This window comes from Flavobacterium sp. N3904, assembly GCF_025947305.1.
Lineage (GTDB): Bacteria > Bacteroidota > Bacteroidia > Flavobacteriales > Flavobacteriaceae > Flavobacterium.
The window spans coordinates 444,548-466,024 of the sequence record NZ_CP110009.1 but is presented as its reverse complement, the minus strand read 5'-3'; the positions used below and the strand labels follow the sequence as shown (position 1 = coordinate 466,024).

At 34.8% G+C, this 21,477-nt stretch carries 14 protein-coding genes; all 14 read left to right on the top strand.

Annotation, left to right across the window (positions count from 1 at the left end; all coding sequences use genetic code 11):
- The first annotated feature begins 22 nt into the window (after positions 1–22).
- The 14 genes from OLM57_RS02115 to deoC all read left to right on the top strand — a co-directional run bounded on the left by OLM57_RS02115 (position 23) and on the right by deoC (position 21,473).
- On the top strand, positions 23–1,348 hold the full coding sequence (locus tag OLM57_RS02115; RefSeq protein ID WP_264565590.1) for a vanadium-dependent haloperoxidase: 1,326 nt from the start codon (positions 23–25) through the stop codon (positions 1,346–1,348).
- 2 nt (positions 1,349–1,350) lie between these two features.
- The gene (locus OLM57_RS02110; RefSeq protein ID WP_264565589.1) at positions 1,351–2,268 is read left to right on the top strand and encodes a hypothetical protein; all 918 of its coding nucleotides are present in this window, start codon (positions 1,351–1,353) and stop codon (positions 2,266–2,268) included.
- Between the two features lie 123 nt (positions 2,269–2,391).
- Positions 2,392–3,699 (top strand): MFS transporter, encoded by a 1,308-nt coding sequence (locus tag OLM57_RS02105; RefSeq protein WP_264565588.1) that lies wholly within the window; start codon positions 2,392–2,394, stop codon positions 3,697–3,699.
- Positions 3,692–4,867: a glycoside hydrolase 100 family protein gene (locus tag OLM57_RS02100; protein ID WP_264565587.1), complete on the top strand. Its 1,176-nt coding sequence runs from the start codon at positions 3,692–3,694 to the stop codon at positions 4,865–4,867. The genes OLM57_RS02105 and OLM57_RS02100 overlap by 8 nt, the downstream gene beginning before the upstream one ends.
- A 1-nt stretch (position 4,868) precedes the next feature.
- A complete protein-coding gene (locus OLM57_RS02095; RefSeq protein WP_264565586.1) occupies positions 4,869–5,807 on the top strand; it encodes a carbohydrate kinase family protein in 939 nt (312 codons plus the stop codon).
- 19 nt (positions 5,808–5,826) lie between these two features.
- Positions 5,827–7,053: an MFS transporter gene (locus OLM57_RS02090; protein ID WP_264565585.1), complete on the top strand. Its 1,227-nt coding sequence runs from the start codon at positions 5,827–5,829 to the stop codon at positions 7,051–7,053.
- Entirely contained in the window at positions 7,037–8,902 is a 1,866-nt protein-coding gene (locus OLM57_RS02085) for an alpha,alpha-trehalase (RefSeq protein WP_264565584.1), read from the top strand. Before OLM57_RS02090 ends, OLM57_RS02085 begins: the two co-directional genes overlap by 17 nt.
- Before the next feature lie 76 nt (positions 8,903–8,978).
- Positions 8,979–9,404, top strand: coding sequence for a CBS domain-containing protein (locus OLM57_RS02080; protein WP_264565582.1), 426 nt, complete (start codon positions 8,979–8,981; stop codon positions 9,402–9,404).
- 160 nt (positions 9,405–9,564) lie between these two features.
- Positions 9,565–11,841 (top strand): NADP-dependent malic enzyme, encoded by a 2,277-nt coding sequence (locus OLM57_RS02075; protein ID WP_264565581.1) that lies wholly within the window; start codon positions 9,565–9,567, stop codon positions 11,839–11,841.
- Between the two features lie 156 nt (positions 11,842–11,997).
- Positions 11,998–12,579: a Holliday junction branch migration protein RuvA gene (gene ruvA / locus OLM57_RS02070; RefSeq protein WP_264565580.1), complete on the top strand. Its 582-nt coding sequence runs from the start codon at positions 11,998–12,000 to the stop codon at positions 12,577–12,579.
- A gap of 24 nt (positions 12,580–12,603) precedes the next feature.
- The gene (sprA, locus tag OLM57_RS02065; RefSeq protein ID WP_264565579.1) at positions 12,604–19,776 is read left to right on the top strand and encodes a cell surface protein SprA; all 7,173 of its coding nucleotides are present in this window, start codon (positions 12,604–12,606) and stop codon (positions 19,774–19,776) included.
- A gap of 81 nt (positions 19,777–19,857) precedes the next feature.
- Positions 19,858–20,238 (top strand): glycine cleavage system protein GcvH, encoded by a 381-nt coding sequence (gene gcvH, locus OLM57_RS02060; protein WP_264565578.1) that lies wholly within the window; start codon positions 19,858–19,860, stop codon positions 20,236–20,238.
- On the top strand, positions 20,231–20,623 hold the full coding sequence (locus tag OLM57_RS02055; protein ID WP_319800266.1) for a VanZ family protein: 393 nt from the start codon (positions 20,231–20,233) through the stop codon (positions 20,621–20,623). Before gcvH ends, OLM57_RS02055 begins: the two co-directional genes overlap by 8 nt.
- Positions 20,624–20,729: 106 nt before the next feature.
- The gene (gene deoC / locus OLM57_RS02050) at positions 20,730–21,473 is read left to right on the top strand and encodes a deoxyribose-phosphate aldolase (protein WP_264565577.1); all 744 of its coding nucleotides are present in this window, start codon (positions 20,730–20,732) and stop codon (positions 21,471–21,473) included.
- Positions 21,474–21,477 lie beyond the last annotated feature (4 nt).

Below are 21,477 nucleotides of genomic sequence, written 5' to 3'. Positions count from 1 at the left end.
AATTTAATAATACATAAAGAATATGAAATCTAAAATATATACCCTAGCGGCAGTTTGTTTGCTTTTTATTTCATGTGAAAAACAAAAAGCAATAGTGGTAACACCAGATGAATACCATGCAGCAATAGAAAATGTTACACAAATTATGATTCACGATATTTTCTCTCCTCCAGTTGCGAGCAGAATTTTTGTGTATCCCAATGTTGCTGCTTACGAAGTAATTGCTCAAAACAGTAAAAAATATAATTCACTACAAGGACAGTTGAATGGCTTGGATTCTATTCCGGTTTTAGATCCAAAAAGTGGCGTTAATAAAGATTTAGCAGCCTTGATTGCCCACATGGAAGTGAGCAAGCAATTGGTTTTTTCAGAGGATATGATTGAAGTTTTTAGAGACAGTTTGTATAAAAAGTGGGAAAACGAGAACTCAAAAGAGTTTGAAGTTTCCAAAGAATATGGTTTAAAAGTGGCTGAGCGCATCAAGAAATGGATGGGGAAAGACAATTACAAACAAACCAGAACGATGCCTAAATTTTCTGTTTTTGCCAATCAAGCTGGAAGATGGCAACCAACTCCTCCAGCCTATATGGATGCAGTTGAACCACATTGGGGAGAAATAAGAACTTTGGTATTAGATTCTGCGTCTCAGTTTAAACCTGCTCCTGCATTGCCTTTTTCTGTAGAAAAAAAATCTCCTTTTTTCAAACAAGTTCAAGAAGTATATGATATCAGTTTGGATATGAAAAAGAAAGGCGATAATTGTAATGAGATTAAAATTGCCCAATTTTGGGATTGTAATCCCTATGTTTCCGTTAGTCAGGGACACATGATGTTTGCCAAAAAGAAAATTTCTCCAGGCGCACATTGGATGGGAATCACTAAAATTGCTTGTAAAATTAATAAAGCCGATTTTGATAAAACAGTTTTTGCTTATACCAAAACATCAATCGGAATGTTTGAAGCATTTATAAGTTGTTGGGACGAGAAATACAGAAGCAATGTGGTGCGTCCAGAAACGGTAATCAATCAAAATATAGACGAAAATTGGAAACCAGCTTTGCAAACGCCGCCTTTCCCAGAATATACAAGTGGACATTCGGTTTTGTCGACAGTAGCGGCTACTGTTTTGACTTCTATTTTTGGAGATAATTTCTCTTTTACAGATGATACTGAATTGCAGTTTGGACTTCCAAGCCGTTCTTTTAAATCTTTTATTGAAGCTTCAAAAGAAGCGGCCATGAGTCGTTTTTATGGAGGAATCCATTATAGAGCCGCTATAGAAAACGGAATGGTCGAAGGTAAGAATGTAGGTGATTTTGTAGTGAATAAATTAAAAATGACGAAGTAGTTATGAAGTTTAAAAATAAAGTAATTTTAAGTTTAAGCATAATATTAGCTGTTTTTCTAATTTGGTATTTGTTTGTAAAAGAAAATGATTATACGATTACGTTTACTGTAAAAGCTGCGACAGGGACTGTTTTTCAAGGAGTTCAAGAGTGGTCAGCTATTCGGTTTGCAAAAGAGAAGGAAAAATACAGTATCGTTGAGAAAAGAAATTTCGATTTTATTAAGCAGAAAATGTCCAAAGGGAAAAGCCAACTAGAATATACTTGGGAAATGGTTCCCGTAAATGACTCTGTAACAAAAGTGAATATTGGGATAAAAGAGTTGGGACATAGTTTGTATAATAAAGTAACTGCACCATTTTTTACAACTGAATTTAAAGAAGAACAGATTAATAAGATTACTGATTTTAAGAAAGGTCTTGAGGATCATATTAAAAAATTCAAAGTAAAAATTGACGGAGTTGGAACTTCTGATGAAGTATACGTTGCTTATATTTCTTTAAAAGGGGTGTTGCAAACAAAAGCGCAAACCATGATTGGAAATGATGGAGTAATTACTAGCTTTCTACAAACTCACAATATTAAAATTCAAGGAAGACCTTATGTTGAGGTAACAAAATGGGATTTTGAAAATGAAACCCTTGATTTTAATTATTGTTTTCCAATTGATAAAAATACAAAGGTCATAGCCGATAAGGATGTAAAATTTAAAATGATTACGGCTATGAAAGGTTTGAAGGCTACTTATTTTGGCAATATGAGGACTTCTGATCGTTCGTGGTTTGCTTTAATAGATTTTGCGAAGAAAAATGGTTATGTCTTAGATAACAAGCCATTAGAGCATTTCTTGGCCAATCCTTTTAATGGCGGTGATGAGCTTACTTGGGAAACACAAGTTATTATTCCTTTCGAAAAAGGATAATATCTCAATTCTTTTTGCTTTACGAAAACGTTTTTGGTGTTTTCGAAATCGATTTCGATTTTATATTGTGTTTCAATTGTTTGTATAGAATTACTTTTAATTAAATATTAACTAAATCACGGCATGAATTTTAAAGCAAAAATGAGTTTTTGGCAAATTATCAATATGAATGTTGGTTTTTTTGGCATTCAGTATAGTTTCGGATTGCAACAAAGCGCTGTAAATCCGATTTATGATTTTTTACAGGCTAGTCCAGATCAAATCCCTATATTAAATCTTGCTGGGCCATTAACGGGTTTGTTAATTCAACCCATTATTGGTGCAATGAGTGATAAAACTTGGTCCCCAAAATTTGGAGGAAGACGAAAACCTTATTTTTTTATTGGAGCATTAATCTGTAGTTTGGCTCTGTTTCTTTTTCCTTTTAGCAGTTCGTTATGGATGGCTGCAGGTTTATTGTGGATATTAGATGTCGGGAATAATACTGCAATGGAACCCTATCGCGCTTTTATTGCCGACAAGTTAGACGAGTCACAGCAGCCCATTGGCTTTCAAGCGCAAAGTTTTTTTACAGGTTTTGGACAAACATTGGCCAATGTCTCCTTATTTATTTTCCCGCTTATTTTCATTGGTACAACAGGGAAATTACCAACATGGGTTTTTGCTTCCTTTTTTCTAGGCGCAGTTTGCTCTATTGGATCGGTTTGGTGGAGTTCGCGTACAACACAAGAAATTCCTCCTTCAGAGGAAGAGTTAAAAATAATGAAATCGGAACCCTTAAATGTTTTTACACCATTTATTGATATTGCAAAAGCCGTAAAGGACATGCCTAAAGTAATGTGGCAACTTTCGTTAGTTTATTTATTTCAATGGTATGCGCTTTTTTGTTATTGGCAAAATTCTTCAAAAAGTATAGCGCTTTCAGTTTGGCATACAACGCCTCAAAAAGATATGAAATTGTATGGTGAAGCGGTAAGTTGGACAGGTTTAGTAAATGGTTGGTATAATGTAGTGACTTTTTTAGTTGCTTTTGGATTGGTCTATTTTGCAAAAAAATATTCAGCAAAAATGGTACATTTTACTTGTTTGATTTTGGCAGCAATTGGGTTTTTAATTTTCCCACATATTGAGAATAAATACCTGTTATTTCCAGCTATAACCGGTTTTGGAATTGGCTGGGCAAGTATGATGGGAATTCCGTATCTAATGGTTGTCTCGCAAATCCCAAAAGAACGATACGGTGTCTATATGGGAATCATTAACATGATGATTGTAATCCCAATGTTTATTCAGACTATTAGTTTCGGTTATATTCTCAAGCATTTTTTAAATAATGATCCTCGATTGGCAATAACATTTTCAGGGGTTTTATTAGTTTTAAGCGCTGTATTTACTTTATTTATAACAACAAAAGAAAGTATAAGTGAATAATTTAGCATATAATAAGGCAATCAACTTACTTCAGAAAGTATCTTCCTCGGAAGGATTTTTGGCAAGTGCTCAAAATATTTCAAATTACAAAAGAGTTTGGGCTAGGGATGGTGTGATTTGTGGATTGGCAGCATTGGCTTCTGGAGATGAAAATTTGATAGAGACTTTTCGAAAAACATTAGAGACTTTAGCTCGAAATCAACATTATAATGGGACAATTCCCTCCAATGTAATGACCAGCGAAGAGGGTGTGGAAGTAAGTTATGGTGGTCTTGCCGGAAGAGTAGATGCGGTAACTTGGTTCGTAATTGGAATTTGTCAGTATGCTTTTCATACCAAAGACCATTCTTTTGTGAAAAAATACCAAGCTAATATTGAGAAATGTTTGCAATTGCTCGAAGCTTGGGAGTTCAATAATAAAGGACTTTTGTATGTTCCTTTATCGGGTAATTGGGCTGATGAATATATAACCGACGGCTATGTTTTATATGATCAATTGTTGAGAGTTTGGGCTTTGAAAAGTTATAATCATTTTGCTAAAAGCAATGCTTTAATAGACAAACTCGAAATAATTATTGCACAAATAGAATGCAATTTTACACCTCATTCAGTTGGGGACAAATACCATGAAAGAGCTTATAAAGAGTTGATTTTTCAAAATTATATGCCTTGTTCTTTTTCTCCGGCCGGTTACAAAACTCAATTTGATGCTTTTGCCAATTCTTTGGCTTTGATATTAAATATTGGGTCAAATGAATTTCAAAATTCTATTCTAGACTATTCTTTGGAACTGAAAAATAATATGGCTTTGCTTTTGATACCCGCTTTTTGGCCTCCTATACACGAATCCGATTTGGATTGGAACCTTCTTAAAAACAATTGCAAGTACGAATTTAGGAATTACCCCAATGAGTTTCATAATGGAGGGAGTTGGTCAATGGTGAATGGATTTTACGGATTGGCACTAATGTCTAAAGGAAAACAAAAAGAAGCTGATGAAGTTTTGGATGCCATAAATGAAGTGAATGCTATTGAAAATTTTTCTTTTTATGAAAATTTCAATAGCGAAACCAAAACTCCAAATGGTGTTCCTTTTTGTGCATGGAGTGCTGCAGCGACGATTTTTTTGCATCAAAATAGGTTTGCTAATTTTAAATTTCTAATTTAAAATGGAAAAAACGATTGATATTATATGTGCTGGCGAATTGTTGATCGATTGTATCGGTCATCAAGTGAATGCTACTATTAGAGAAACCGATGATTATCACAGGTATCTTGGTGGTTCACCTACCAATGTGGCTTCAAATGCAGCGCGATTGGGTTTAAAGTCGGTTTTGGTGGCTACTTGCGGGAAGGATGGATTAGGTGATTTTAGTATTCAAAAACTTCAAGAAAAGAACGTAATTACCTCCCAAATCACTCAATTAGATGAAGGTTCTACTTCGATTATTTTGGTGTCGAAATCTACCGGGACACCCGATTTTATTCCGTATCGTGATGCAGATTTTCATATAGAAGTAAGTCAGATACCAGAGGAATTACTTAAAAGTGCTAAAATATTCCATACTACTTGTTTTGCTTTAAGCAAAAATCCAGCGCAACAAACCATCGTTGAAAGCGCAAAAAAAGCAAAAGCTTTAGGATTGCAAACGAGTATAGATATTAACTTTTCGGAGAGAATTTGGCCCAATCGGGAAGAAGCCAAACTGGTTCTGAAAGAGTATTTGTCTACCAATCCTTTTGTGAAATTAAGCGAAGATGATTGTTACCGTCTTTTTGCGGAAGCAAAATCGGAAGAATTCATATTCGATTATTTTCATGGTTTGGGAGCTTCTACAATTTGTTTGACCAAAGGCAAGGATGGAGTAATTCTGTCTGACAGAAATGCTGGGATTATTCGTAAAGAAGCATTGCCTGTTGCCGAAATAAAAGATACCACTGGAGCTGGCGATGCTTTTTGGACGGGATTTTTATACGCTCAGTTGCAAAATAAAAATTGGGAAGAAACGATTGCCATTGCACAAAGATTGGCTGTTTTAAAACTTAAAAATATTGGAGGATTACCAGACGGAATCAATATTCTGGATTATCTTAATGCAGATTTATAAATTAATTAAAATATTTTAGATGAAAAACATCACCATAAAGCTCGCATTATTTATCAATTATTTTGTTTTTGCAGCCCTTTTGAATAGTGTGGGGTTGTTGATTCAAAAGTCTCAAAACATGTATGGAGTCTCAGAGGTACAAGCAAGTGTCTTGGAGCCCGCCAAAGATTTGACCATTGCATTTGTTGCTTTTTTGATTGGTTCATTGCTTCCTAAATTAGGGTATAAAAAAGGAATGCTAATCAGTTTGGCTGTTGTATTTGCAGGTTGTTTTGTGATGTATTTTGGAGATGCATTTTGGAGTGTCATTGTGCTATTTGCGTGTACTGGTTTTTCTTTTGCGATAATTAAAGTTTCCGTCATGGCTCTCATTGGAGTTGTCGTTGATACGCAAAAACAGCATAAGGCTTTTATGAGTTATATCGAAAGTGTATTTATGCTTGGTATTGTATTTGCGTATGTCATTTTTCCAATGTTTTATAGCGAAATCGATCCGAAAGCTTGGCTCAATGTTTATTTGGTTTTGGCGGGATTGATTGCTCTTGTGTTCGTTTTTATTTTGACCTCAAAATTCAATTTGCCCAAAGTCGAAAATCCTAAATCTTTTAAGGAAGATTTTAAAGATATGCTGAGTTTGTTAAAAAGACCTTTGATTCTTCTTTTTGCTGTTTTTGCGTTTATGTATGTCATGACCGAACAGGGAATAATGTCTTGGTTGCCTACTTTTAATCAAAAAGTTTTGCACCTCAATGAACGATTAGCAGGTCAAATGGCTGTGATTCTAATGCTTTCGATTGCCTTTGGACGATTTGTTTCGGGTATAATTGTCAAGAAAATACATTGGTATGTTTTTTTGACCATTTGTTTATTTGCGGCAGCGAGCTTAATTATTTTTGTTTTACCAATGGCTTCTGGAATTGAGATTACACAAATTAATGCTTTATCTGACGTTCCATTAATCGGGTTTGTTTTTCCGTTAATTGGTTTGTTTTTGGCTCCTATTTATCCGATTGTAAATTCAACTATAATAAGTGCAACAGAAAAAGGTTTTCATAGTGCAGTTGCCGGTTTGTTGACTTTTTTCTCTGCAATTGGTGGAACCTGTGGCTCTGTAATTATTGGATATTTATTTCAAAAAATTGGCGGAAGTAAAGCGTTTTATTTTTCGCTAATTCCACTATCTATACTTATTGTAGTTTTATTTTTTATTAACAAAATAAATAAAAAAAATGAAGTTCTTACTTAAAGTCGATCAAGTGTTTGAAGCACTTCTGCTTCAAGAAGACACGGATCATGATAAAAAAATAACCAAAGATGATTTGGGGCCAAAAAGATTTGTGTTGGTAGATGAGAATACCAATAAAGAACAAATTATTCAAGGCACTTATCACTTGTCTAATCTGTTACAAGAATTGGCGGTGCTAAAAGAGAATGAAGAGATATTAGGCGAGGTTGATTTGGATTACATTCAGGAGAATCCTGTGGAAAGAATTTCAAGGAAAATAAAAGAGGACTATTGGGATGAACTCACCCGAACCATTGACAGGAAAGGATTGAAATTAATTCTCGAAGATGTGAAAACTTCGAATGAAATGGCAACCCTTTATGTTTCTGAAAAAGACAAACAAGGCGTTGCTTATTTTAAAGAATTAGAAAAGGAGTTGGATAACTTCGAAGTTGTCGTTATGCCTTCGGTCATTTCGGAAGATTATGTAGCAACACTGGATGATAAACCTGGGATTTTGGCACTGGCTTTGCAGCAAAAAGTGTATAGTTTGCAAGGCGTTCCTTTTGTGGTACCAGGAGGAAGATTTAATGAAATGTATGGCTGGGATAGTTATTTTATTGGAGTCGGATTATTAATTGACGGAAAATTAGACAAAGCAATTGCCATTGCCGAGAATTTCAAATATCAAATTCTGCATTATGGAAAAATCTTAAATGCGAATCGAAGTTATTATCTCACCAGAACGCAGCCACCTTTGTATTCTTCTTTGCTTGTTGCTATCGCAAAAGAGGAAAACATAAGTCACGACTGGCTACGAAGTCATCTGGAAACGGTGATTTTAGAATACAATGCGGTTTGGATGGTACAAGGGAATAGATTGACACCGACAGGATTGAGTCGATATAAAGCGGATGGTGTGGGAATGCCTTTTGAAGTGGAACCTGGCCATTTTGATGATGTTTTAGAACCTTACGCGATTAAATATAATTTGCCTGTTCGAGAATTCGAAAAGCAGTATTTGGCTCGAACGATTACTGATCCTGAACTGGATTTGTATTTTGTACATGATCGAAGTATGCGCGAAAGTGGTCACGATACGACTAATCGCTTGATTAATACCTGTGCCAATTTAAATTCAGTGGATGTCAATAGTTTTCTTTATAAATATGAAAAAGACATTGAAAGTTTAATAAGAGATTATTTTGAAGGTTCATTTACTGTTGAAAACGTAACCTATGCTCCAAGTGATTGGGCTAAAAAAGCGGAGTTTAGAAAAGAGAAGATGAATGAACTGTGTTGGAATGAAACAGCGGGAATGTATTTTGATTATGATTTTGTAAACCAAAAACAATTTCCATTTGAGGCAGCGACGACATTCTTTCCTCTTTGGGCGGGATTATGTGATAAAAATCAAGCTAAAAAGTTAGTAGAGAATGCTTTACCTCTTTTTGTAAAAACGGGCGGAATTACCGGTAGTACTCAAAACAGTTGGATGGAAACCGATGAAAATGCACCGCAGCGACAATGGGATTATCCTTTTGGGTGGGCGCCGCATCAAATGTTGCTGTGGGAAGGATTGTTGAAATACAATTACAACGACAAAGCGCAAGAAATGATCTACCGTTGGCTTTGGTTAATTACAAAGAATGCAGTAGAATACAACGGTACTATTCCCGAAAAATTTGATTTGGAAACCAGTTCACATAAAGTTTTTGCCGAATATGGAAATGTAGGAACCGAATTTGATTATATCGCAAAAGAAGGTTTTGGCTGGGTAAATGCATCATATCAATATGGTTTGCAAATATTGAGCGACAAACTCAAATCAGAATTAAATCTATTGACATCACCGGATTTAATATTTTAGTAACTATTTTTTTTTACTTTTTTTACTTTTCGTATGTGATTTTTATCTAAATTTAACGTTCTAAAATTTATTTGTTATGACTGTAAATCAAATACTAAGCACAAAAGGGAAAGAGGTTTATTCTATTGTTTCGACCATTACCGTTTTCGAAGCGTTGAGAGTAATGGGGGAGAAAAACATAGGAGCTATTCTTGTAATTGAAGATGGAGCTTTAAAAGGTATTCTATCAGAAAGAGATTATGCTAGAAAAATTGTTTTAAAAGATAAGTCTTCAAAGAAAACACCTGTAAGCGAAATCATGGAGAGAGATGTGCTGACCGTTAAACCATCCGATAATTTGGATTATTGTATGGAATTAATGAGTAAAAGAAGAATCAGACATTTACCAGTTATTGAGAATGAAACGATAATAGGACTTGTATCTATTGGAGATGTCGTAAAATCTATAATTGAAGTTCAAAAAGAGACAATCAAACATTTAGATTCGTATATTTCGCAGTAACAGTTGTTTAAAAATACTATTTAGTAGCTACATTATGTGTAGCTATTTTTTTTGGTTATAAATTATCCGTAATTTAAATAAAAAAATAAGTTAAAAGCTTCTGTTTATTTGAAGTCAGTTATCTTTGTTATAAAAAAACTAGAAAAAGAACCAAAGAAAAATGGACAAAAATAGTAAAAGAAGAGAAGCGTTATTGTACCACGCTAAACCAACTCCAGGAAAAATTCAAGTAGTCCCAACCAAAAAATATGCAACCCAAAGAGATTTGTCTTTGGCTTACTCTCCAGGAGTTGCAGAGCCATGTTTGGAAATCGCAAAAGATGTAAATAATGTTTATAAATATACTGCCAAAGGAAATTTGGTGGCAGTAATCACAAATGGAACAGCAGTTTTGGGACTTGGAGACATTGGACCCGAGGCTTCAAAGCCAGTAATGGAAGGAAAAGGCTTGTTGTTTAAAATATTTGCTGATATAGATGTATTTGATATTGAGATAGGAACCAAAGATATTGAAGAGTTTATCCAAACCGTAAAAAATATTGCTCCTACTTTCGGAGGTATAAATCTGGAAGACATTAAAGCACCGGAATCATTTGAAATCGAACGCAGGCTGGTTGAAGAACTAAATATTCCAGTGATGCATGATGATCAGCACGGGACAGCTATTATTTCATCGGCCGCATTGATTAATGCTTTAGAATTGGCAAACAAAAAAGCCGAAAACGTAAAAATGGTCGTGTCTGGAGCGGGATCTGCCGCTATTGCCTGTGCTGATTTGTATGTTTTATTAGGAGTGAAAAGAGAAAACATCTCCATGTTCAATAGCAAAGGACTTTTGACTAAAGATAATGCTGCTTTGTCTGAATTGCAATTAAAATATGCCAAAGAAGGTGTTTCAGTTAGTCTTGAGGAAGCCTTAAAAGGGGCAGATATTTTCTTGGGATTATCTACTGCTGATGTTATGACTCCTCAAATGTTATTGGGAATGGCAGAAAATCCTATTGTTTTTGCTATGGCAAATCCAGATCCTGAAATTGCGTATAACTTGGCTATTTCAACTCGAAAAGATGTTATTATGGCCACAGGACGTTCCGACCATCCTAACCAAGTTAATAATGTTCTGGGTTTTCCGTATATTTTTAGAGGAGCTCTTGATGTTCGTGCTACCAAAATAAACGAGGCCATGAAAATGGCCGCTGTAAAAGCACTTGCTGCACTTGCCAAAGAAAATGTTCCAGAACAAGTAAACGTTGCTTATGGTGCTACCAAATTGGTTTTTGGTAGAGAGTATATTATACCAAAACCTTTTGACCCTAGGTTGATTACTGTAGTGGCACCAGCAGTTGCCAAAGCAGCTATGGACTCGGGCGTTGCCTTAAATCCAATAACGGATTGGGATAAGTACGAAGAAGAACTTTTGAATCGTTTGGGCAATGACAATAAAATGATTCGAATGATTACCAATAGAGCCAAAACAGATCCGAAAAGAATTGTATTTGCAGAAGCAGAACAATTAGATGTTTTAAAAGCGGCTCAAATTGTTTATGAAGAAGGCATAGGTTATCCTATTTTATTAGGAAATAAAGAGATAATATTGGAATTGAAAGCAGAGCTTGGCTTTGACGCTGACCTTTCAATTATAGATCCAAAATTAGAGGAAGAAGCAGAAAGAAGAACACGATACGCTACCGAATTGTGGCATTCTAGAAAAAGAAATGGAATATCACTTTATGACGCTGAAAAGTTTTTGAGAGAGCGCAACTATTTTGCCGCAATGATGGTTAATAGTGGAGAGGCAGATGCTTTAGTCTCTGGTCATTCTAGAAGTTATCCTTCAGTTGTCAAACCGATGTTGCAAATAATTGGTAAAGCACCAAAAGTGTCATTGGTGGCCACAACAAACATAATGATGACCAATCGAGGTCCAATGTTTTTGTCAGATACCGCAATAAATGTAAATCCATCCGCAGATGACCTAGCCAAAATTGCTGTGATGACAGCAAATACCGCCAAAATGTTTGGAATTGAACCTGTTATTGCAATGGTTTCCTACTCAAACTTTGGTTCTTCAGTAAATGAAAGTGCTTCGAAAGTAAAAGAAGCAGTAGCTTATTTGCATGAAAATCATCCTGATATTATTGTAGATGGTGAAGTTCAAGCTGATTTTGCTTTAAATCCAGAAATGCTAACGGCTAAGTTTCCTTTTTCTAAACTAGCAGGAAAAAAAGTAAATACTTTAATTTTCCCTAATTTAGAGGCGGCAAATATCACTTATAAACTCATGAAAGAATTAAATAAAGTGAGTTCTATAGGGCCAATTATGATGGGAATGAATAATCCAGTTCATATTTTTCAATTGGGAGCAAGTGTCGAAGAAATGGTCAACATGGCTGCAATTGCAGTAATTGATGCCCAAGAAAAAAGTAAAAGATTATAAGAATAACAATTGCCTAAAAAAAGTAATTGAATAAGTTGAGATTAAAAGGTTAATAAAAAGGGTAGTGTTTAGTTTTGCCAAAAGTCAAGCTTCATTAACTCAATACTTTTGCCTTTTAATCTCATTTTTTATTATATTTGAACAGATAATACATTTATGATAGCACATTTACAGGGAAAATTAGTCGAAAAAACACCTACTGAAGTTGTAATTGATTGTGGTGGTGTGGGTTATCATGTAAATATATCTTTACATACTTATTCGCTAATACCCAAAACTGATTTTATAAAACTTTATACTCATCTTCAAATAAAAGAAGATGCGCATACTTTATTTGGTTTTGTTGAGAAATCGGAGAGGGAAATTTTCAAAATGCTACTGTCAGTTTCAGGAATTGGTGCAAGCATTGCCCGCACAATGCTTTCATCCTTAGATCCAAAACAAATTATTAATGCTATTGCGTCAGGAGATGTTGTTACTATCCAGACTATTAAAGGAATTGGAAGCAAAACCGCACAAAGAGTCATTCTTGATTTGAAGGAAAAAGTGTTAAAACTATATGATTTAGATGAAGTTTCCATGTCGCAAAGCAATACAAATAAAGATGAAGCGTTATCTGCTCTAGAAGTTCTTGGTTTTGTTCGAAAAACATCTGAAAAAATCATCGAAAAAATTGTTAAAGAAGATCCAGAGGCTACTGTAGAAACTATAATAAAAAAAGCTTTAAAAAATTTATAAAAGGTCCCTAGAAGCCTAATCGATATGCATAAAATTTTTATTTTTTTGCTGGTATTTTTTTGCGGTCTTGTATCGCAGGCTCAGGTGCAACAAGTTACTCAAGATACTATTAAAAAAGGGTATGATGTAGGAAAGATTCAAATTGCAAATCCTCAAAGCGTACTTTCTGCTTACACCTATGATCCCGTTACAGATACTTATGTTTACACTAATTCTGTAGATGGTTTTAATATCAATTATCCTATTGTTTTGACTCCAGCACAATATGAAGATCTAATGTTGAAAGAATCGATGAGCGATTACTTTAAGAAAAAAGTTGATGCCATTGATGGAACAAAAGCAGGGAGTGAAGCAGCCAAAAAAGATTTATTGCCAAGATATTATATAAAATCAGGACTCTTTGAATCTGTTTTTGGAAGCAATACAATAGATGTTAAGCCCACAGGTTCGGTAGAAATTGATTTGGGTTTGCTGTATACCAAACAAGACAATCCTGCCTTCTCACCTCGAAACAGGTCTAACCTTTCTTTTGATTTTAATCAGAGAATCAGCATGAGTTTGATGGGTAAAGTAGGTACCCGACTTCAGGTTACTGCCAATTTTGATACACAATCTACTTTTGCTTTTCAAAATTTATTCAAATTAGAATATACGCCTGCCGACGACGATATTGTTCGAAAAATCGAAGTTGGGAATGTAAGTATGCCTCTCAACAGTACTTTGATAATAGGAGCACAAAGCTTATTTGGCGTAAAAACCGAATTGCAATTTGGGAAGACCACAGTTACCGGAGTCTTTTCAGAACAAAAGTCTCAAGCCAAAAGCGTTGTCGCGCAAGGAGGAGGAACCATTCAGGAATTTGAAATGTATGGTCTGGATTATGATAGCGACAGGCACTATTTTTTATCTCAATACTTTAGAGATAAATACGATGCTTCAATGAAGAATTATCCTTTTATTGATAGTAGGGTTCAAATATCTAGAATTGAAGTTTGGGTTACCAACAAACAAAACCGGGTAAATGCAACAAGTAATAATTTAAGAAATATAATCGCCCTTCAGGATTTAGGTGAATCCCAAATTACAGGTAAGCCAAACAAGGATGTTGTGGTTTTGGATCCATCGACTGGAATGTTTTCTAGTCCTTCAGATTCGCCATCTGACAATACAAATAACCTTTATAATCCTGCTTTGATTACTGCAAGTGCTACAGGGACGGGCTTACTTAATCCGGATATTCGACAAATAGTGACTGCAAGTAATGGATTTAATCTCAATGCTACTGGATTTCCAGTTACAATTACGGAAGGACAAGATTATTCAAAATTAGAAAATGCTAGAAAATTATTGCCCAATGAATATACTTTTAATGCGCAATTAGGGTATATTTCGTTGCAACAGAAATTGGGGAATGACGAAATTCTTGCAGTTGCCTATCAATATTCTATTGGAGATAAAGTCTATCAAGTGGGTGAATTTGGTAATGATGGAGTTGATCCAACAATCGTTACCGGTACAGATCCTTCCAATCAAACTATAGTGTCACAAACGTTGATTTTAAAAATGTTAAAAAGTAGTTTAACAAATGTCAATAATCCGGTTTGGAATTTGATGATGAAAAATATTTATCAAATTCCGGGGGCTTATCAATTGATTCAAGATGACTTTAGATTTAATATACTTTATAAAAATCCATCAGCATTAAATTACATTACTCCTGTTCCCGGAAGTCCATTTCCAGCCAATCCTACACCTGAAAATACGGTTGAGAACACGACTTTGCTAAAAGTGCTTAACTTGGATCGGTTGAATTTTAACAATGATCCCCAAACAGGAGGTGATGGTTTTTTTGATTTTGTTCCCGGTTTAACGGTAGATACTCAAAACGGTAGATTGATTTTTACAACCAAAGAACCATTTGGTGAGTTGCTTTTTTCAAAATTAAAAAACCAAGGATCTCTGGAGGATTATAATGACATCACAACCTATAATCCAAATCAAAAGAAGTACGTCAATCCCAACATGTACAATACTACACAAGCGGGAGCAATTCAGAATCCAGAGTTGAATAAGTTTTTATTGCGCGGAAAGTTTAAATCTGTTGGTGGAGACGGAATTCCTATAGGAGCATTTAATGTGCCTCAAGGATCAGTAGTGGTTACAGCAGCCGGAAGGGTATTAGTAGAAGGTGTCGATTATAGTGTCAATTATCAATTGGGGAGAGTGCAAATTTTGGATCCTTCATTGCAAGCTTCAAATACACCGATCGAAATTTCATTAGAGAATAATTCTACTTTTGGTCAGCAAACCAGAAGGTTTATGGGGATAAATGTGCAACATCAAATTGCAGAAAATTTTGTTGTGGGCGGGACTTTTTTAAATTTAAGAGAAAAACCATTTACGCAAAAAACGAGTTACGGACAAGAAACAGTAAACAATAGTATTTTTGGGTTTAATGGGAATTACTCTTCTCCAGTTCCTTTCTTTACGAGATTGGTAAATAAATTACCTAATATGGATACTGATGCACCTTCTTCAATTTCGGTGAGTGGTGAGGTTGCTTATTTACAGCCAAATGCCCCAAAAGGGAATGATTTTCAAGGGGAATCGACTATTTATGTCGATGATTTCGAGAGTTCACAATCTTCCATAGATCTGCGTTCTCCGTATGCCTGGAGTTTGTCATCCACACCATTAAATAATACTAAAAGCAATTACGATTTTAATGGTAATAACAATGACTTGAGTTATGGTTTTAAAAGAGCCAAACTTTCCTGGTACTCAATCGATCCTATTTTTTATACCTCAAAACCTTCTGGTATTACCAATGATGAATTGTCATTGAATACAACCCGAAGAGTCTATATGGATGAGTTATATCCTTTGACAGATGTGGTTCAAGGGCAGTCACTTGTTGTTAATACTTTGGATTTGAGTTATTATCCTCTAGAAAGGGGGCCGTATAATAATGGTGTGAATGTGGGTGCTAATCCAAAAGACAATTTTGGTGGAATTGTACGGTCTTTGAGTACTACAAATTTTGAACAAAGCAATGTCGAATACATACAGTTTTGGGTTATGGACCCTTATGTTGGAGAAGGGAAAATTCCAAATAATAATACCGGGAAAGTTTATTTTAATTTAGGTGAAGTAGCTGAAGATGTTCTAAAAGATGGGCAAAAATTATATGAAAATGGATTAGGACCCGATCAGGTAATGGTAAATCCATCTCCTATTTGGGGAAAAGTACCCGCTTCCCAATCCCTAATCTATGCATTCGATAATAACGAAAGCAACCGTATCAATCAAGACGTTGGTTTAGACGGTCTTCCGACAACCAGTGAAGGAACAGTGTATACCAATTATGCTTCAGAACCAGATCCCGCGGGAGACGATTATACCTATTATTTGAATACAACCGGGGACATAGTCGAACGCTATAAAAATTACAATGGTGTTGAAGGCAATTCAACAGTAAATATCAATTCGCCCAATAGAGGTTCAACAACCGTACCAGATGTAGAAGATATCAATAGGGATAATACTATGAATACAATTAATGCCTACTATGAATACAGTATTGATATGAGGCCAAATATGAATGTGGGTGAAAATTATATTTCGGATGTAAGAAATACTCAAGTCAGCCTGCCTAATGGTAGTACAACTGAAGCCAGATGGATTCAGTTTAAAATACCTGTTTCACTTCCTGAAAATACGATTGGTAACATATCGGATTTTAGGTCTATTCGTTTCATGAGAATGTTTATGTCTAAATTTTCCGAACAAGTAACACTTCGTTTTGGGGCGTTGGATTTGATAAGAGGAGAATGGAGAGTGTATACCCAGTCCTTGGATCAAAATGATATAAATCAGGCAGATGACGGGACCATTTTTGAAACAGCAGCGGTAAATATTGAAGAAAATGCAAATCGTTGTCCGATCAATTATGTAAGCCCTCCAGGTGTAGAAAGAGAGCAGCTTTATAATAATAATACGGTTATCAATCAGGACGAGCAATCGTTGTCAATGCGAATATCTGGGAATGGACTGGAACCATTGGATGGAAGAGCCGCCTTTAAATATTTTAGTGTCGATATGCGACAATTTAATAATTTAAAAATGTTTTTGCATGCGGAATCTTTACCAAATGAGTCTCCTTTACAAGACAATCAAATGATCGCATTTATGAGATTGGGACCTGATTATTCGGAAGATTTTTATCAGATAGAGATTCCTTTGAAGGTGACTTTACCACCTCCGTCAGCCGGAACAATCTGTGCGCCCTTGAGCGCAGATTTGGTTTGGCCAAGTGATAATGAAATGGCATTGCCTTTGAGTTTATTGACTCAATTAAAGGTTCAATACATGAAAATTGACAAGTCAAAATTGCCAGTAGATGGAATTTATTATGCAGATGATGATCCAAATGTTGCTGGTGGAGATGGAAGTAGCAAACTAAGGATAGGTATTAAGGGGAATCCAAATTTAGGATTGGTCAGAAATATTATGCTTGGAGTAAAAAGTAACGATCCTCATCAAGATATAAAAGGGGAAGTTTGGTTTGACGAACTTCGATTGGCTGATATGGATAATAAAGGAGGTATGGCAGCTTTGCTAAATGTAGACACAAATTTTGCAGATTTAGCGACAGTTTCATTTACCGGAAGTATGAAAAATTATGGTTTTGGAGGCATAGAACAAGGGCCAAACGAAAGAAGTAGGGAAGATATTAGACAATATAATGTAGTAACCAACATCAATTTAGGGAAACTATTGCCTAAAAAATGGGGAATCAATGTGCCTTTCAATTATTCAATTGGAGAAGCGATTATTGTGCCCGAATATGACCCGTTTTATGGGGATGTAAAATTGAAGCAGGTATTGGAAAATACAGATACTCAAGCAGAAAAAGACAATGTTTTGTCGACCTCGATAGATTACACCAAAAGAACAAGTATCAATCTTATCGGGCTCAGAAAAGAAAGAAATCCGGAACAGAAGCCTAAAGTGTATGATCCTGAGAATTTTACTTTTTCGCAATATTATAATGAAGTAGAACGCCACGATTATGAAGTGCAGGAATATTTAGACCAGCAATCAAGAACAGCAGTTGATTATGCTTTTACTTTTCAGCCAAAAGAAATAGTGCCTTTTCAGAAAACCAAATTCATGAAAAAAAGTAGTTATTGGAAGTTTTTAAGCGACCTTAATTTTAATTATCTGCCTTCCAGCATTACTTTTAATACCAATATTGTACGCCAAAGCAATTTGCAGCAATTCAGGCAAGTCGAAGATATTGGAATTGGTTTTGATCCACTGTACAGAAGAAATTTCGGATTCAATTATCAATATGGATTCAATTATAACTTAACAAAATCGTTAAAAATCAATTATACGGCTTCTTCAAGAAATGTTGTTAAAAATTATTTGAATGCAGATGACGAACCAATGCCGGATTTTACAATTTGGAATAGCTACTTGGATGTTGGAACACCCAATAATCATACCCAGCAGTTTATTTTAAACTATGATATTCCTTTATACAAAATTCCAGTATTGGGCTTTGTAAAGGCTAATTTCTCCTATACAGGTGACTATAGTTGGCAAAGTTCTTCCACAGCATTTACTAATATTGAAATTGGCGGAACCAATTATAATTTAGGAAACACAGTTCAAAATGCCAATTCGATTAATTTGACTGGGACATTCAATATGGAGACCTTTTATAAATACATAGGAATTTCCAAATCCTCTAATAATACTGCTCCTGCAAAAGTTGTCGCGCCTAAACCTGGTGAAAAAGTAGTTAAAACAGATGTGCTGAAAAACATCAATAGAAGTCTTTTTCTCGAAAGTGTCTATGGTGTGTTAACGAGTCTTAAAAGCGTAAATCTTACTTATACCGAAAACAATGGTACGGTTCTTCCGGGATATCTTCCAAGTGTTGGTTTTTTTGGCTCAAGCAAACCTACATTAGGATTTGTGTTTGGTAGTCAAAGTGATGTAAGGTATGAAGCCGCCAAAAATGGTTGGTTGACCGATTATGGAGAATTCAACCAAAATTATACCAAAGTCAATAATCAAATATTCAAAGGATCTGCCAATGTCGAGTTGACTCCAGATTTGAAAATTGATTTCTTGGCAGATCGTGCCTATTCTGAGAACTTTTCAGAGCAATATGACGTCACCAACGGGCAGTATAATCCGAGATCTCCGTACAGTTTTGGTATTTTTTCGATATCAACAGTTTTAATAAAAACTTCTTTTTCAACCAGTAATGAGAATTACTCTTCTGCTTTTGATGCGTTTAGAAATAATAGATTAACAGTCGCAAATAGATTGGCCGTTCAAAGAGGGATTGATTTGAATAATCCTGGTAATATTGGACCAGATGGATTTCCGTTAGGATATGGCAGTTCAGATCAGGCAGTTTTGTTGCCTTCATTTTTGGCTGCATATTCGGGAACTAGTGCCAGTGGCGTTTCATTAGGAATATTTAGAAGTTTTCCAATTCCAAACTGGGCTATTAAATACAATGGTTTAATGCGCTATGCTTTTTTCAAGAAGACTTTCAAAAGGTTTTCACTGCAACAAAATTATCGTGCGTCCTACACGGTAAATTCTTTTAGATCTAATTTTAACTATACTGAAAATCCTAATGGGAAAGATGATAGCGGAAACTATTATAACCAGACAATCATGTCAAATGTCACTTTGGTAGAACAGTTTAATCCTTTGTTGAGAATTGATTTTGAATTAAAAAATTCCTTTAAATTATTAACACAAATCAATAAAGACAGAGCATTGTCAATGAGTTTTGACAATAATTTATTGACCGAAGTACATGGGATTGAATATGTAGTTGGGTTAGGATATCGTATAAAAGATGTGACTTTTTCTTCAAGATTGGCCGATAATCCAACAGGAATTATAAAAAGTGACATCAATATAAAAGCAGATTTGACTTTAAGAGACAATCAGACGATAGTAAGATATTTGGATTACAATAATAATCAACTGGCAGGGGGGCAAAACATTTGGACATTGAATGCAACTGCAGATTATGCATTGAGTAAAAATCTAACCATCATATTTTATTACAATCATTCCTTTTCTAAGCCGGTAATTTCTACTTCTTTCCCGCTTACAAATATCAGTTCCGGATTTACATTGCGCTATACTTTTGGAAATTAATTTTAAAAATCTAAACAATATTTGATTATAAGATTGCTACATTTGTAAAAAAATTAATTATTAATTATCAATTATAATTTTATGAGCATACCAGCAAATTTAAAGTATACAAAAGATCACGAATGGGTAAGTCTTGAAGGTAATGTTGCAACTGTAGGAATCACTCATTTTGCGCAAAAAGAATTAGGAGATATCGTATATGTTGAAGTAGAAACATTGGATCAAACATTGGAAAAAGATGAGGTCTTCGGTACTGTTGAAGCTGTAAAAACAGTTTCTGATTTATTTCTTCCGTTATCGGGTGAAATTATTGCTTTTAATGACGCTTTGGAAAGTAGTCCTGAAAGTGTAAATTCAGATCCTTACGGAGCTGGATGGATGATTAAAATAAAAGTTTCAAATCTAGCAGAAGTAGAACAATTACTTTCTAGCGAAGCTTACAAAGAGCTTATTGGTGCCTAAATATATAGTGTTTTTTATTGCTTTGTTTTGGACTGGGATTATACTTTATTTTTGTTTAGTCGATTCAAAAGATATTCCAGCTATTCAAATAGCAAATCTGGATAAATACGTTCACACTTTTTTTCATTTTGTGTTTACTTTTATTTGGTTTTTATTTTTTAAAAAACAATTGCAGTGTAATAATACTATAAAGCCTTTGGTTTATTCTTTTCTTTTTTCCTTTGTTTTTGGAATTTGTATAGAATTTCTTCAGGAAATAGTTACTACGACTAGACATGGTGATGTTCTTGATGTTCTCGCGAATCTTACAGGAGCAACTTTAGCCTTTTTTACGGTAGTAATTTGCGATAAATTGAATTTGTTTAATTCAGTCCTAAAAAACTAAATCCCACTTCGGTGGGATTTGTTGTTTAAAAAGGAAAACTTTCGATCAATCTCAGACTAATGATGTATTTTTGTTTTTTGTTTTATAAATTTTATAATTGTAAAAGATGGACATAAAAAAATATTTAGATTCTACCTATTTAAAAACTTCGGAAGAAGCCGGTTTGACTGAAAATGAAAGCGAAATAATTGCAAAGGGTTTTATTCAGGAAGCGATTGATGAAGAATTTAAACTCATAATGATTCGTCCAAACAGAGTGGCTTTGGCCAAGAAAATGATAGTCGAAGCCAATTCAAACGTTAAAATTGGAACCGTGATTGATTTTCCTGGCGGTAACTCTTCAATAAGTGCAAAATTAGACGAAGCTGTGCAATGTATTCAAAACGGAGCTGACGAATTGGATTTTGTTTGTAATTATGAAGCTTTTAAAAACGGAAATATTGTATTGGTACAGGAAGAAATTCTAAGCGGCACCCAATTGGGCTTGGACAATGGTAAAGTTGTAAAATGGATTATCGAAGTTGCTGCGCTCAATGCTAATCAAATAGCTCAATTAACAACTTTGATTAAGAACGTAGTTGTAGAAAATTTTGCAGATAATTTATTTCAATCTGTTTTTGTAAAATCGTCAACCGGATTTTATAAAACACAAGCTGATTTGCCAAACGGCGCAACTGTTCCTACTATAACTATTATGCTTGAAAATGCCGGCCCTCTTCCAGTTAAGGCAGCAGGTGGAGTAAGAACTTACGAAGAAGCTTTGCAAATGATTCAACTCGGTGTAAAACGGATCGGTACTTCGGGAGCAAAAGCCATTGCCAATGGGCAAAAATCGGACTCACAATATTAATTGA